The following is a 14,463-nucleotide window of genomic DNA, read 5'->3' as shown; positions in this document are numbered from 1 at the left end:
AGCGCAGCCGGACCGGGACGCTGCCGGGGACGCGCTCAGCACGCGTCGTCGAAGCGTCGGCGAGGGTGGTCGGGGTCGGAGTTGTCGACGACGGCCGAGGCCTTGGCCCGGGCGTCGAGACGGGAGTCGTCGGCGGTCACCCAGACGCGGTAGTGCCAGAGCCCGGCGAGGCCGGGACGTGCCAGGTCGGTGCCGTCGACGAGCAGGACGGCGTCGGCCGGGCCGGTGACCCAGGCCGGTTCGACGGCGCGGTCGGCGTCGGCGTCCCAGGCCCGCTCGACCCAGCCCGTGCTGCCGCCGAGCCGGAACGGCTCGACCAGCACGCGGCGGAACAGGCTCTCGTCGAGGACGGGGGCCGAGTCGCGAGGCGCTCCCTCGGCCCGCTTCTCGAAGCCGTCGAGCGAGGCGCGGAAGGCGGCGTGGCCCTGTTCGCCGAAGGCCTCGAGGAGGTCGTCGGCGAGACCGGCCGCACCCGCGCCTCCGTCGCTGTCGATCGCGACGAGCACGCGACCGCGACCGTAGTTGTGGACGATCTCGGTCGCGAGTTCGCGCAGCGTGTCTTTCTTGGCGGGGGCCCATCGGGTGGTCATGCCGCCACCGTACGCCCGCCCGCCGTCACGACGCCGGGCACGGCGTCGGGCACGCCGTCGACGCGCCGTAGGCTCGTACGGTGAGCATCTCCCCCGCCGTGAACGCCTGGTTCCGCGAGAACGGTCGAGACCTGCCGTGGCGACGTCCCGGCTTCACGGTCTGGGGCACCCTCGTCAGCGAGATCATGCTGCAGCAGACGCCGGTGGCCCGCGTCGTCCCGCGCCTCGAACGGTGGCTCGAGCGCTGGCCCACGCCACGCGACCTCGCGGCGTCTCCGGCGTCGGAGGCGGTGCGGGCCTGGGAACGCCTCGGCTACCCGCGCCGCGCCCTCGCCCTGCACGCCGCGGCCGTGGCCATCACCGAGCGGCACGGCGGCGTCGTCCCCGAGGACGTCCCCTCGCTGCTGGCCCTGCCCGGCATCGGCGACTACACCTCCCGAGCCGTCGCCGTCTTCGCCTACGGCCACCGCCACCCGGTCGTCGACACCAACGTCCGTCGCGTCCTCGCGCGCGCCGTCGAGGGCCTCGCCGAACCGTGGGCGCCGAAGGCGTCTCGCGACCTGCCCCTCATGGAGTCCCAGCTGCCGGACGACGACGAGGAGGCGCGGGTCACCAACGCGGGCGTCATGGAGTTGGGTGCGCTCGTCTGCACGGCGCGGTCGCCTCGGTGCGAGGCCTGCCCGCTGGTCGCGCAGTGTGCGTGGGTGCTGGCCGGCCGTCCCGAGCACACCGGCCCGCGCCTCCGGACCCAGGCCCGGTTCGAGGGCTCGGACCGTCAGGTGCGGGGCCTCGTCCTGGCCGAGCTGCGGGCCAGCGACGTGCCCGTCACGGCGGCCGAGGTCGACCGCGTCTGGCCGGACGACGAGCAACGCACGAGAGCCCTCGCCGGACTGATCCGTGACGGTCTGGTCACCGGGTCACCCGACGAGGGCTATCGACTGCCCGACTGACGCGGGCCGTGCGTCGCTGCGGCGGTGACCGCTAGCGGGTCGAACCGTCGGGCTCGGTCGAGTCGCCCGCGGCCGGGGCGCCGAGTTCGTCGTCCAGGGCGAGGTCGTCGTCGAGGTCGTCGTCTTCGTCGTCGAGATCGTCGTCCGCGTCGAGGTCGCGGGGCTTGACGTACGGGTCGGCGTCGCCCGCGTACTCCGCCGACGAGGCCATGGTCTGGCTCTCGTGGTCGCGCTGACGGGCCTCCTGCAGCAGACGGTCGATCGACGCGGCGTTCTCGGGGAGCGCGTCGAGGATGAACTCGAGGCTCGGGGTGAGTCGGGCCGTGATGTTCTTGCCGACCTCGCTGCGCAGCATCCCGGTGGCCGACTTGAGGGCCGCCCCGGTGTCGCGACGCTCGTCGTCGGTGCCGTAGACCGTGTAGAAGATCGAGGCGTGCTGCAGGTCGCCGGTCACCTTGACGTCGGTGATCGTCACGAACCCGAGACGGGGGTCCTTGATGCCGCGTTCGAGACGCCGTGCGACGATCTCGTGGATGCGGTCGGCCATCTTGCGGGCGCGTTGCGCGTCAACCATTGTTCACTCCTGTTCGTGCCGCTCGCCGTCGTGACGAGAGGGGTGAGGCCCCGCCCCGACCGTAGTCGGAGCGGGGCCTCGTGTGCTGCGATGACGCCGGGGTCAGCCCCGCGGCTTCTCGACCATCTCGATGGTCTCGATCTCGTCGCCGATCTGGATGTCGTTGAACTTGCCGAGGCCGATGCCGGCCTCGAAGTCCGTCCGCACCTCGGTGACGTCGTCCTTGAAGCGACGCAGCGAGTCGATCGCCAGGTTGTCGCCGACCACGACGCCGTCACGGATGACCCGGGCACGCGCGTTGCGCGTGATCGTGCCGGACCGGACGATGACACCGGCGATGTTGCCGACCTTCGACGAGCGGAAGATCTCGCGGATCTCGGCGACACCGGACTGCTTCTCCTCGAACTCGGGCTTGAGCATGCCCGTGAGCGAGTTCTCGATGTCTTCGAGGGCCGCGTAGATGACCGAGTAGAAGCGGATGTCGACACCCTCACGAGCCGCGCGTTCGCGCGCCTTCGTGTCAGGACGGACGTTGAACCCGATGATGATCGCGTTGTCGACCGTCGCCAGGTTGACGTCGCTCTCGGTGACCGCACCCACGCCGCGGTGGATGATGCGCAGCTGCACGCTGTCGTCCACCTCGATCTTGAGCAACGACTCCTCGAGGGCCTCGACGGCACCCGAGACGTCACCCTTGATGATGAGGTTGAGCGCCTCGACCTTGCCCTCTTCGAGTGCACGGGTGAAGTCCTCGAGCGAGATGCGCTTGCGGGCCTTGGCCAGCGAGGCGTTGCGCTCGACGGCTTCGCGCTTCTCGGCGATCTGTCGTGCCGTGCGGTCCTCCTCGGTGACGAGGAAGGTGTCGCCGGCCCGGGGGACGCTCGACAGGCCCTGCACGAGCACGGGACGGCTCGGGTAGGCCTCGTCGACCGAGTCGCCGTTCTCGTCGACCATCGCCCGCACGCGGCCGTAGGCCGTCCCGGCGACGATGGCGTCACCGACACGCAGCGTTCCCGACTGGATCAGCACCGTGGCGACGGCACCGCGACCCTTGTCGAGGCGGGCCTCGATGGCGACGCCACGAGCGCTCTTGTCGGGGTTCGCCCGGAGGTCGAGCCCGGCGTCGGCCGTGAGCAGCACGGCTTCGAGCAACGCGTCGATGTTCTTGTTGTCACGAGCCGACACGTCGACGAACATGACGTCTCCGCCGTACTCCTCGGCGACGAGGCCGTACTCGGTGAGCTGCTGACGCACCTTGGCCGGGTTCGCACCCTCTTTGTCGATCTTGTTGACCGCGACCACGATCGGCACGTTCGCCGCCTGGGCGTGGTTCAACGCCTCGACCGTCTGCGGCATGATGCCGTCGTCGGCCGCGACCACGAGGATGGCGATGTCGGTCACCTGGGCACCACGGGCACGCATGGCGGTGAACGCCTCGTGACCGGGGGTGTCGATGAACGTGATGGCGCGCTCGACACCCTCGTGCGGGGCCCACACCTGGTAGGCACCGATGTGCTGCGTGATGCCACCGGCCTCGCCGGCGACCACGTTGGCGTTGCGGATCGCGTCGAGCAGTCGCGTCTTTCCGTGGTCGACGTGGCCCATGACCGTGACGACCGGGGGACGGATCTGCAGGACGGACTCGTCCTCGTCCTCGAGCTCCTGCTCGAGGTCGATGTCGAAGCCCTCGAGCAGCTCTTTGTCCTCGTCCTCGGGCGAGACGACCTGGATCTTGTAGCCGAGCTCCTCACCGAGGACCTCGAAGGTGGCCTCGTCGAGCGACTCGGTCGCCGTGGCCATCTCACCGAGGTGGAAGAGCACGGTCACCAGGTTGCCGGGGCTGGCGTCGATCTTGTCGGCGAAGTCGCTGATGGACGCACCGCGACGCAGGCGGACGACCGTGTTGCCGTCGCCGCGGGGGACGCTGACGCCACCCAGCGACGGGGCCGACCGCATCTCGAACTCGGCCCTCTTCGTCCGCTTCGACTTGCGTGCCTTGCTCTTGCCGCCACCGCGACCGAACGCACCGGCGGTACCACCGCCGGGACCACGGCCACGACCGCCACCACCGGAGGGGCGGGGGCCGCTGAAACCGGGACGGAAGCCGCCGGCCGCGCCGGGAGCACCGCCGCCGGGACGCTGGAAGCCACCACCGGCACCACCGGGACGACCGGCACCGCCACCGGCGGGACGCTGCCCGAAGCCGTTGGGGCGGGGACCGGCACCGACGCCGGGACGCGGCGCGCCCGGACGGGGAGCACCGGGACGAGGGGCCTGCGGACGCGGGCCCGCGGCGCCGCCGGGGCGGGGCATGCTGCTGGCCGCACCCGAACCACCGGGACGGGGCGCGCTCGGGCGACCCATGCCCTGGTTGCTGGCGAACGGGTTGTTGCCGGGGCGCGGGGCACCGGGACGAGGGCCGCCGGGCTTGGGTCCGGCGGCTCCGGGCTTGACGGCGTCGGCGGCCGGAGCCGTCGCGCCCTCCGCCGCGGCTGCGGCGGCGGCGGCGCGCTGCGCCTCGGCCTGGGCCTGGCGCTCGGCGACCGTCAGGGGGGCGACGGGGGCGGGCGTCGCGTCGACGTCGGGTTCGGCGTCGGCCACGGGGGCCGGGACCGGCTCGGCCACGGGGGGTTTGGGGGCGGCAGGACGCGGGCCGCCGGGCTTGGGTGCCGAGGTCGCGGGCTTCGAGGCCGCGCCGGCCGACGGGGCGGCGGCGGCGGGCGTCGAGGGCTTCGCCGCGCCGGCGAAGGCCTGACGCAGCTTGCGGGCGACGGGAGGCTCGACGCTGGACGACGGTCCCTTGACGAACTCGCCCATCTCTTTGAGCTTCTCTAGTGCGGTCTTGCTGTCGATCCCCAGCTCGCTGGCGATCTCGTGTACGCGTGGTTTAGCCACAGTTCTCCTGTCTCGGGCCCTTCCCGAGACGGGAAGAGCCTTCAGTTCTGGACGGGTCTCATTTCGAGCCGCTCATTGGTGGTTGCTCATCAGTTGTCCATGTGCCGTTCAGCCTGTTCTGTCGTGGCGATGGGTCGTGCCGGAACGATCCGCGTGAGGTAGGCGCGGAGCTCGTCGGCGTCGGGTTCGGAGTCGAGGCGGAGTGCACGGCGGAAAGCCCTGCGCTTCAGTGCCGACTCGAACGCGTCGATCGACGGCGTCAACCACGCGCCCCGCCCGGGAAGGGTCGCGGTCGGGTCGACCACGAGACGTCCGTTCTGGGCGACGATCCGCACGAATGCGGATCGCGGAGCGCGCGCTCGAGTACCGATGCACGTTCTAACGGGTTCCACCTTACCCCCTCGGGTCGTCGGACGGGAGACGCCGGGGGCGAACGGCGCGGTGCGCCGCCCGCCCCCGTGACGGTGGCGTCGACCCGGCGTGCGGGTCGACGTCCGCCTAGTCGTCTTCGAGGATGCTGTCGGGCTGGATGTCGATGCGGGCGCCCGTGAGCTTCGCCGCGAGGCGGGCGTTCTGCCCCTCCTTGCCGATCGCGAGCGAGAGCTGGTAGTCGGGCACGAGGGCCCGGACGGCCTTGGTCGACGCGTCGATGACGAACGCCGACGAGACCTTAGCCGGCGACAGGGCACTCGCCACGAAGGTCGGCAGGTCGCTCGAGTAGTCGACGATGTCGATCTTCTCGTCGTTCAGCTCGGTGGTGACGGCACGGACGCGCTGACCCATCTCGCCGATGCACGCGCCCTTGGCGTTGACGCCGGGCTCGGTCGCGCGGACGGCCATCTTGGTTCGGTGGCCGGCCTCACGGGCCAGCGAGACGATCTCGACGACGCCGCTGGCGATCTCGGGCACCTCGAGCGCGAACAGCTTGCGCACGAGCGAGGGGTGGGTCCGCGACACGGTGATCTGCGGCCCCTTAGTGCCCTTGCTGACGCCGGTGACGTACACGCGGATGCGCGAACCGTGGGCGTACTTCTCGCCCGGCACCTGCTCTTCGGGGGGCAGGATCGCCTCGACCGTGCCGAGGTCGACGTGGATCATGCGGGGGTTGGGACCCTGCTGGATGACGCCGGCGACGATGTCGCCCTCTCGGCCCTTGAACTGGCCGAGCACCTTGTCGTCGCCGATGTCACGGAGGCGCTGGTTGATGACCTGCTTGGCGGCGAAGGCCGCGATGCGACCGAAGTCGCTCGGGCTGTCGACGGACTCGCCCACGACCTCGCCCTCGTCGTCACGCTCGATGGCGTAGACGGAGACGTGACCGGTCTTGCGGTCGAGTTCGACGCGAGCAGCCGGGATGCGGCTCTCGGGCTGGTTCGTGTGCTTGAGGTAGGCCGTGAGGATGGCCTGCTCGATGATGCGCACGAGTTCGTCGAAGGGGATTTCACGCTCGCGCTCCATGAGACGCAGCACGCTCAGGTCGATGTCCACTGAGGGCCTCCACTATTCAGATCTGCAGGCTGCACGCACGATGGCGCGCGCAGCATCCCTCTACGGTACCCGAGAGCGGGGTGCCCGGCGGACCGTCCGCGGGGTCGGTGCCGCGCCTCCTGCGGTGTCGACGAGGTCGGGCCGAGGAGGCGCGGCACCGGCGGTCAGGACTCCCGCGGAGCCGTGAGGGTCGCGACGGCCTCGGCGACCGGCACGGGCGTGCGTTCACCCGTGCGGCGGTCCCAGAGCTCGACGACGCCCTCGCCGGCCGACCGGCCGACGACGACGATCCGCGGCACGCCGAGGAGCTCGGCGTCGCCGAACTTCACGCCCGGCGAGACCTTGGGGCGGTCGTCGTAGAGCACGTCGAGACGGTGGGCCTCGAGGTCGGCCGTCAGCTTCTCGGCGACCTCGTAGACGACGGGGTCCTTGCCGGTGGCGACGACGTGGACGTCGAAGGGGGCGACGTTGGCGGGCCAGACCAGGCCCTTGTCGTCGTTGTTCGCCTCGGCGATGACCGCCAGGATGCGCGTGACCCCGATGCCGTACGAGCCCATCGTCACCGTGACCTGCTTGCCGTTCTCGTCGAGCACCTTGAGGCCGAGGGCCTCGGCGTACTTGCGGCCGAGCTGGAAGACGTGGCCGATCTCCATGCCGCGGGCCGTCTCGATAGGACCGGACCCGTCGGGCGCGGGGTCGCCCTCGCGGACCTGGGCGGCCTCGATCGTGCCGTCGGCGGTGAAGTCCCGACCCATGACGAGGTCGGCCACGTGGACGCCCTGCTCGTTCGCCCCGGTGACCCAGGCCGAGCCCTCGACCACGCGGGGGTCGACGAAGTAGCGGATGCCCGAGTCGGACTCGCCGCCGAGCACCTGCGGGCCGAGGTAACCGCGCACGAGCACGGGGTTCTTCGCGAAGTCCGCGTCGCCGGCGGCCTCGACCTCGGCCGGGGCGAAGGCGACCTCGAGGCGCTTCATGTCGACCTCACGGTCGCCGGGCAGTCCCACGACCACGAGCTCGCGGGTGCCGTCGAGGTGGGTGAGCGCCACGACGACGTTCTTCAACGTGTCGGCGGCCGTCCACGGAGCGCCTTCTCGGGGCTCGTGCGCCTGGAGCTGCGCGACCAACGAGTCGATGGTCGGGGTGTCGGCGGGCGCGAGGCGGCGCGAGGGGGCGAGGCCCTCGAGCGGGACGGCCTCGGGCACGATCGTCGTGAAGGCCTCGACGTTGGCCGTGTAGCCGCCGGCCGACCGGACGAAGGTGTCCTCGCCGATGGCGGTGGGGTGCAGGAACTCCTCGCTGCGCGAGCCGCCCATGGCCCCGGCGTCGGCCTTGACGATGACGTACTCGAGACCGAGGCGCGTGAAGATGCGCTCGTAGGCGTCGCGCTGCTTCTGGTAGCTCTCGTCGAGGCCGGCGTCGGAGGCGTCGAACGAGTAGGCGTCCTTCATGGTGAACTCGCGACCGCGCAACAGGCCGGCCCGGGGGCGGGCCTCGTCGCGGTACTTGTCCTGGATCTGGAAGAGCGTCAGGGGCAGGTCCTTGTACGACGAGTAGAGGTCCTTCACCAGCAGCGTGAACGCCTCCTCGTGCGTGGGGGCCAGCAGGTAGTCGGCGTCCTTGCGGTCCTTCAGGCGGAACATGCCGTCGCCGTACTCCGTCCAGCGACCGGTGGCCTCGTACGGCTCACGCGGGAGCAACGCGGGGAAGTGCACCTCTTGAGCGCCCGCAGCCTGCATCTCGTCGCGGATGACGGCCTCGATCTTGGCCTTGACGCGCAGGCCGAGCGGCAGCCAGGCGAAGACGCCCGGCGCCTGGCGACGGATGTACCCGGCACGGACGAGCAGCCGGTGGCTGGTCACCTCGGCGTCGGAGGGGTCTTCTCGGAGGGTGCGGACGAAAAGCTGGGAGAGACGTGTGGACACCCGTCCAGCTTAGGGGCGCGCCCGGCTCACCACGGCTTGCCGTCGTAGTCGCCGGGGTTCTGTTCGTAGTACCGGTCGCGATCGGTGTCCTGCTGCTGTTGCCGCTGGCTCTGCTCACCCTGCTGCTGCAGCTGGTCGAGCGGGTCGTCTGACGGGGCCTGCCCCTCGCCCTCGCCGGGCTGGTCTCCCCCGGCACCGGGGTCGCTGCCGTCGCCGCCCGGCTGCTGCTCGTCACCCTGACCGCCCTGGGCCTGCTCCCCCTTCTCGTCGAGCCGCTGCTGGGCGTCGTCGAGCGGTTGGGAGGTGTCGGGCTGCTGGGGGTCCTCCGGGGGCTGGAAGCAACCCTCCGGCGCCTCGTCGACGGTCTTCCGACCGAGGTCGTACAAGGCCTCGGCGTCGGCGTACCGCAGCTCGAGCAGCGCCGCGTCGCCCTGGGCCTCGATCGTGAGCACGAGGTTCACCCTGATGACGCACGAGATCGTCGCGTCGTCGGGGGCCAGGTCGAGGGCCGTGACGAACTCGCCACGAGCGACGTCGAGCACGCCGATCTGCGCGTAGGCCGTGCCGCGGTCGAAGTGGTGCACCCACGGCTCGATGACGTTGGCCACACCCAACGGCTCGGAGAGGGACGCACTGCGCTCGAACTCGCGGTCGCCGTAGGACCACTGCGTCAGGGCGGCGAAGGCGGGCAGGCTGAGCAGCTTCACCGCCACGAGCAGGACGACCACGACGACGGGAGCCGACCCGAGCAGCAGACGACGACGGAGGCGCCTCCGGTACTGCTCGACGTCGGGCCCGGCCTCGGCTTCGTGAGCCCGGCGGACCTCGTCGACGGGCGGGGGGACGAGGGTGTCGGTCACGGTCGCACCCCTCTCTCGGGTCGGCGGTCGCCGACGACCGGTGCCGAGGCACGCCGGCGCTCGGGGCGTGGCGGACGGGGCGGCCGGACCTCGCCCAGCGCCCGGGTGACCAGGGCGACGTCGAGCAGCAGCAGCAGGAACGCCGGGATCGCCGCGATCCAGTAGAGGTCGGTCAGGCTGTCCGCCCGGCCCTCGTCGGAGGCGACGGCGCCGTCGCGGGCGTCCGCGACCGCCGAGTCGACGGACGTGCCCGCCGTGCGGTGGACGTACGGCACGCCCAGTTGGTCCGCGATGCGCCGCAGGGCGTCCTCGTCGATGACCGAGATCGCGTCGGGGTCGCCCGGCTGCGTGCGGTCCTGGATGTACTCCTTCGTCGAGTACTCGTCTCCGTAGCCGTCGAACACGCGCATCTTGCCCCCTTGCTCGGTGCCGTAGCCGAAGACCGCCCCGCCGTCGACGTCGCCGGCCGATGCCGCGAAGCTCTCGGGCTCGGTGCCGCTGGTCTGCTCACCGTCGCCGAAGTAGTAGACGACGTTCGCCCGCTCGGGCGCACTCTGCCGGGCCTCGGTCAGCCGCTCGGCGAGCAGGTCGTTCGCCTCGCTGATCGAGCTGCCGCTCGAGTAGTAGGTGACTTCTTGGTTCATGGCGTCCGCGGCGGCCACCACGGCCGAGGCGTCGTCGGTCAAAGGCGTCCTCAGCACGGCCGTGCTGTCGAACGAGAGCAACGAGAACCGGGCACCGGCCAGCTGCGAGGCGATCTCGGCGATGTCCGACCGGACGCCGTCGAGACGCCGCCGGCCGTCGCCCCAGTCCTCGGCCGCGATGCTCGAGGTGGTGTCGACGACGAAGAAGACGTTGAGCTGCGCGACGGACGCCTGGGCCGAACCGCCGGGCAGGCTCGGCCGGACGGCCACCACCAGCAGCAGGGCCACGATCACCAGGCGGCGCACCCACGTGAGCAGGGCACGTCGGCGTCGTCGTTCGGCGACCACGCGCCATCCGGTGAAGCCCAGCAGCGCGACCGCGGCCACGATCAGCAGCCACCAGGGCAGGACGGGCTGGAACACCACCGCCCGGGCGATCACAGCCGCACCCGCCAGAGCAGGACGAGCCCACCCATCGCCAGGACGAGCGCCGCGATCGCGAGCGCCTGCGGGTGGTCGGTCACCACGAGCCGACGGGCCCCGGTGAACAACCCTGCCTCGCGGGCGTCGATCTCGTCGACGATCTGGGGCACGGTCGTCGAGTCGTCGAGGGCGTAGTAGCCGCCGTCGGTCGACTCGGCCGCCGTCCGGAGCTCGGCGGCGACCTGGTCGGCCACGGCGTCGGTGCCGTGGTCGGCGGGGTTGACGGCGTACACCCTGACGTCGCGCTCGGCCGCGAGGTCGGACGCCTCGGTGAGGGTCAGCAGGGCCTTGCCGTTGACGTAGTTGTCGGTGGCGAGCACGACCGACTTGGGCCGCGTGCCGCCGTCGTCGCCGAAGCCGAGCACGCACGAGGCCAGACCGTCGCCGATCAGGGACGCCCCGTCCCCGCGGTCCGTGCCCGTCCAGTACCGGGTGCCGTTCTCGCCCATCGTGTCGAACGAGTCGCGGTACTGCTCGAGCTGTGCACGGACGAAGTCGTAGTCGTCGGTGAGCGGGAACGCCTGGACCGCCGAACTGTCGAAGAGGTAGAGGCCGATCCGTTCGCCGTCGAGTCCCTGGGCGAGTGACGAGAACGTGTCGACGATCTGCGAGTCGACCTCGGTCATGGAGCCCGAGACGTCGAGGCAGAGCATGATGTCGCGCTTGTACGACTGCGGCTCGACGACGTCGGTGCTCGACACGCGGGCCGCGAGCAGCACGCTGATGCCCGTCAGGGCCACCATCGCGACGAGCACGACGGCCAGGGCCGCGCGGTAGCGGCGCACGACCCGGTGGTAGGCGGGCAGCGCCGTCAGTCGCTCGCCGTGCGCGACCGGGACGCCGAGCCGACGGAGGCGCGCGCGGTCCCGACGCCTCCACCTCACGTAGAGCCAGGCCGCGAGGGCCGCGACCGCCAGTGCGACCGGCGGCAGCCACCAGAAGATCAGCCCCATGACGACACCAGGTCTCTCGCGGTGGCGACGGCACGACCCGGGTCGCCGGGCTCCCCGAGCCGGAAGGCCGGCGGGTAGTACTGCTCCACGGCACCCGCGAGCCGGGGCAGGTTCGACTCACGGAGGTCGGCCAGGGTCATCACGTGCGTGTCGACGCCGTTCGTCTCGTGGGCGAAGAACCGCAGCAGCAGGCTGAGCCGGGAGTGCACCCCCCGGTCGTTCAGCCGACCGGAGGCCGCCGCGGTCTCGACCTCGTCGATCAGGGCGAGGTACTTGGCCTTCGTGTCGGCGAGGGGCACCGGTCGCGACGCCGCCAGGGCCGCGCGCCGGGCGGGTGGCAACCGCCGGGCCGAGAAACGGAACACGAAGACGTACCACGCGGCCACCAGGGCCAGCCCGACGAGGCCCAGGACGAGCCAGAGCACCCAGAGCGGGTACTGGTAGGGCCCGAAGAAGTCGTCAGCGCCCGACACGGCGGTGCTTCTCGATCAGGGCGAACAGGCCCGGCACGACCTCGGCCTGGCTGCCGAGTCGATGACTGCTGATGCCGAGGGCCTGCAGCTCGCGCTCGGTGTCGCCGACGCGGCGGACGGACGAGTCGTCGAACTCGCGTCGGAGTTCGGCGTTCTCGCGGAGGTACGCGGGCAGGCCGGACGTCTCGCGGACGTCGAACACCTCGCCGGCGTGACCGGCTCGCGTCATGAGGTCGGCGTCGCCGATGGTCAGCCAGACGACCTCGTGCTGGGCCCGCAGTCGACGCAGCAAGCGCGTGACGTGCTCGTCGACGGCCACGTCGTCGGTGACGATCAGCAGCATCGACCGCCGACGGACGCCGCGCGTCACCCACTCGAGGACCGACGGCAGGTCGCTCGTCGGGGCGTCGAGGTCGATCCGTCGGTCGACCTGGCGCAACAGGGTCTCGAGGTGGGCCTCGGTCGCACCGGCGGGGTGGGCACGCGTGCCGGACGAGTCGCCCGCCACCAACGACACGACGTCGCCGTGCTTCGCGGCGACGTAGGCCAGCGCCCCGGCCGCCATGAGTGCGATGTCCTTCTTCGACTCGCCGCTCGTGGCCGTCGCCGCCATGTTCCGTCCGGTGTCCATCACGAGCACGAGGTTCTGCCGCCGGCTGGCGATGTAGCGCTTGACCAGGGGCTCGCCGTGGCGAGCCGTGGCCTTCCAGTCGATGTCCTTGACCTCGTCGCCGGGCACGTAGGCCCGGAGGTCGTCGAAGTCGTGACTGCGACCGTGGTGCACCGAGGCGTAGCCGCCCTCGAGCAGGTCGATGGTGCGTCGATGGGCGAAGAGGCCCATCTTCGTCCGCACGCGCAACAGCAGGCTGGCCACCGGCGTCAGGGGGTCTGGACGGCGCCGAAGACGGCGTCGATGATCGTCTCGGGTGCGACCTCGTCGGCGGTCGCCTCGTAGTTGAGGATCAAGCGGTGCCGCAGCACGGAGTGCCGCAGGTGCTTGACGTCTTCGGGGATGACGTAGTCGCGACCGTGCAGCAGGGCGAGGGCACGCGCCGCCTGCATGAAGGCGATGCTGGCCCGGGGGCTGGCGCCGAAGTCGACGTAGTCGGCGAGGGTCGCGGGGATGTACTGCTGCGGGTGCCGCGTGACGTAGATGAGCTGGACGATGTAGTTGACGATCGACGCGTCGACGTAGACGCGCCTGGCCAGGTCTTGGAGGTACACGACGTCGCCCAGGCCGACGCCCGTCGACGGCGCGGCGGCCTCGTCGTAGACGCCGCTCTCGATGCGGCGGATGATCTCGGCCTCTTCGGCCGGCGACGGGTAGTCGAGGATCTCTTTCAGCAGGAAGCGGTCGAGCTGCGCCTCGGGCAGTTGGTAGGTGCCCTCTTGCTCGATCGGGTTCTGCGTCGCGAGCACGAGGAAGGGTGAGGGGAGCTGGTAGACCGTGCCCCCGATCGTGGTCTGCCGCTCTTGCATCGCCTCGAGCATGGCGCTCTGCGTCTTGGCGCTCGACCGGTTGATCTCGTCGAGCAGGACGAAGTTCGAGTGGACCGGACCGAGCTGGGTCACGAAGGTCGACTTCTGGGCGTCGTAGATCTGGGTGCCCGTGATGTCACTCGGCAACAGGTCGGGAGTGCACTGGATGCGCCGGAAGCTCGCGTCGATCGACTGCGCGATGGTCTGGGCGGCCGTCGTCTTCGCCAACCCGGGGACGCTCTCGAGCAGGACGTGCCCGCCCGTGATCAAAGCGACCAGCAGGGTGTCGCGGAGGGCGGTCTGACCCACCACCTTGCGCGCGAAGGCCTGCGAGACCGACCCGACGATCTGCCGGGCCCGCTCGAGCTCGGCGGGCGTCACGGGGGCCGGAGCCGGCGGCGGGGACTGGCTGGCGGTGGCGGTGTCGGTCACCCGCCCCACTGTAAACCAGTCCCCCGACAGCGCCGGCTCGGGCGCCCCCGTCGCCGTCAGCGCCGCAACGCCCGCCGGGCGAGCCAGTTGCCGAGGAACTGCACGAGCTGCACCAGCACGATGATGAGCAGCACGGCCGCCCAGGTCACGACCGGGTCGAACTGCCGGTAACCGTAGAGCAGGGCGAAGTTGCCGAGGCCGCCGCCACCGATGTAGCCGGCCACCGCCGACATGTCGACCAGCGCGACGAAGATGAAGGTGTAGCCGAGCACGAGCGGGCCGAGCGCCTCGGGCAGCAGCACGGTGCCGACGATGCGGGCCGGGCCGGCACCGGCGGCTCGTGCGGCCTCGATGACGCCCGGCTGGACGGTCAGCAGGTTCTGCTCGACGATGCGCGAGATCGCGAACGACGCCGCGAGCGACAGGGTGAAGATGATCGCGGGATTGCCGCTGCCCGAGCCGATCACGAACCTCGCCAGCGGCTGGGCCGCGGCCAGGAAGATGATGAAGGGGATGGGTCGGAACACGTTGACGACGACGTTGAGCACGCCGTAGACGGCCCGGTTCGCGAACAGCGCGCCGCCCCGCGTCAGGTAGAGCGCCAGGCCGAGCACCAGCCCGCCGATGCCGCCGAAGAACAGTGTCAGGGCGACGATGTACACGGTCTCGACGGCCGCCTGCCAGAGCATCGGCTGCAGTTCGATCAGGGATTCCATG

The 14,463-nt window shown here is 71.1% G+C and carries 14 protein-coding genes; 1 reads left to right on the top strand and 13 read right to left on the bottom strand.

Annotated features, from left to right (window positions below; translation table 11 throughout):
• Positions 1–35: 35 nt before the first annotated feature.
• Positions 36–590, bottom strand: coding sequence for a nucleoside/nucleotide kinase family protein (locus tag AC3CCI_RS13875; RefSeq protein WP_488627540.1), 555 nt, complete (start codon positions 588–590; stop codon positions 36–38).
• 80 nt (positions 591–670) lie between these two features.
• On the opposite strand from AC3CCI_RS13875, the gene AC3CCI_RS13870 reads away from it, so the two are divergent.
• Positions 671–1,540 (top strand): HhH-GPD family protein, encoded by an 870-nt coding sequence (locus tag AC3CCI_RS13870; RefSeq protein WP_488627539.1) that lies wholly within the window; start codon positions 671–673, stop codon positions 1,538–1,540.
• A 31-nt stretch (positions 1,541–1,571) separates the two neighbouring features.
• Here the strand turns inward: AC3CCI_RS13870 and rbfA are convergent, their stop codons facing one another.
• The 12 genes from rbfA to AC3CCI_RS13810 form a co-directional block, all read right to left on the bottom strand.
• Positions 1,572–2,114: a 30S ribosome-binding factor RbfA gene (gene rbfA, locus AC3CCI_RS13865; RefSeq protein WP_354592828.1), complete on the bottom strand. Its 543-nt coding sequence runs from the start codon at positions 2,112–2,114 to the stop codon at positions 1,572–1,574.
• 102 nt (positions 2,115–2,216) lie between these two features.
• Positions 2,217–5,009, bottom strand: coding sequence for a translation initiation factor IF-2 (infB, locus tag AC3CCI_RS13860; protein WP_488627538.1), 2,793 nt, complete (start codon positions 5,007–5,009; stop codon positions 2,217–2,219).
• Positions 5,010–5,098: 89 nt separating this feature from the next.
• Positions 5,099–5,401 (bottom strand): YlxR family protein, encoded by a 303-nt coding sequence (locus AC3CCI_RS13855; RefSeq protein WP_488627537.1) that lies wholly within the window; start codon positions 5,399–5,401, stop codon positions 5,099–5,101.
• A gap of 106 nt (positions 5,402–5,507) precedes the next feature.
• Positions 5,508–6,497 carry a transcription termination factor NusA gene (gene nusA / locus AC3CCI_RS13850; RefSeq protein WP_354592831.1) on the bottom strand — a complete coding sequence of 330 codons (990 nt, stop codon included), beginning with the start codon at positions 6,495–6,497 and terminating at the stop codon, positions 5,508–5,510.
• A 164-nt stretch (positions 6,498–6,661) separates the two neighbouring features.
• A complete protein-coding gene (locus AC3CCI_RS13845) occupies positions 6,662–8,422 on the bottom strand; it encodes a proline--tRNA ligase (protein ID WP_354592832.1) in 1,761 nt (586 codons plus the stop codon).
• A gap of 26 nt (positions 8,423–8,448) precedes the next feature.
• Positions 8,449–9,282: a hypothetical protein gene (locus tag AC3CCI_RS13840; RefSeq protein ID WP_488627536.1), complete on the bottom strand. Its 834-nt coding sequence runs from the start codon at positions 9,280–9,282 to the stop codon at positions 8,449–8,451.
• A complete protein-coding gene (locus AC3CCI_RS13835) occupies positions 9,279–10,367 on the bottom strand; it encodes a VWA domain-containing protein (protein ID WP_488627535.1) in 1,089 nt (362 codons plus the stop codon). Before AC3CCI_RS13835 ends, AC3CCI_RS13840 begins: the two co-directional genes overlap by 4 nt.
• A complete protein-coding gene (locus tag AC3CCI_RS13830) occupies positions 10,364–11,362 on the bottom strand; it encodes a vWA domain-containing protein (RefSeq protein WP_488627534.1) in 999 nt (332 codons plus the stop codon). The genes AC3CCI_RS13835 and AC3CCI_RS13830 overlap by 4 nt, the downstream gene beginning before the upstream one ends.
• A complete protein-coding gene (locus AC3CCI_RS13825) occupies positions 11,353–11,835 on the bottom strand; it encodes a hypothetical protein (RefSeq protein WP_488627533.1) in 483 nt (160 codons plus the stop codon). The genes AC3CCI_RS13830 and AC3CCI_RS13825 overlap by 10 nt, the downstream gene beginning before the upstream one ends.
• Positions 11,822–12,709, bottom strand: a complete 888-nt coding sequence (locus AC3CCI_RS13820) for a DUF58 domain-containing protein (RefSeq protein WP_488627532.1) — start codon at positions 12,707–12,709, stop codon at positions 11,822–11,824. Before AC3CCI_RS13820 ends, AC3CCI_RS13825 begins: the two co-directional genes overlap by 14 nt.
• A 5-nt stretch (positions 12,710–12,714) precedes the next feature.
• Positions 12,715–13,746 carry an AAA family ATPase gene (locus AC3CCI_RS13815; protein WP_488627531.1) on the bottom strand — a complete coding sequence of 344 codons (1,032 nt, stop codon included), beginning with the start codon at positions 13,744–13,746 and terminating at the stop codon, positions 12,715–12,717.
• A gap of 56 nt (positions 13,747–13,802) precedes the next feature.
• Complete coding sequence (locus AC3CCI_RS13810; RefSeq protein WP_354592839.1) at positions 13,803–14,462, bottom strand: methionine ABC transporter permease; 660 nt, start codon at positions 14,460–14,462, stop codon at positions 13,803–13,805.
• Position 14,463: the final 1 nt, after the last annotated feature.

The sequence above is a fragment of the Frigoribacterium sp. CF331 genome, from assembly GCF_057787905.1.
Note: the sequence above shows the minus strand (reverse complement) of the source record. Positions and strands in the feature narration are given on the sequence as shown.

Bases quoted from the DNA above. Each gene is read 5' to 3' on its own strand.
- AC3CCI_RS13875 (WP_488627540.1), bottom strand. From the start codon at position 590: ATGACCACCCGATGGGCCCCCGCCAAGAAAGACACGCTGCGCGAACTC.
- AC3CCI_RS13810 (WP_354592839.1), bottom strand. From the start codon at position 14,462: ATGGAATCCCTGATCGAACTGCAGCCGATGCTCTGGCAGGCGGCCGTC.
- AC3CCI_RS13830 (WP_488627534.1), bottom strand. From the start codon at position 11,362: ATGGGGCTGATCTTCTGGTGGCTGCCGCCGGTCGCACTGGCGGTCGCG.
- rbfA (WP_354592828.1), bottom strand. From the start codon at position 2,114: ATGGTTGACGCGCAACGCGCCCGCAAGATGGCCGACCGCATCCACGAG.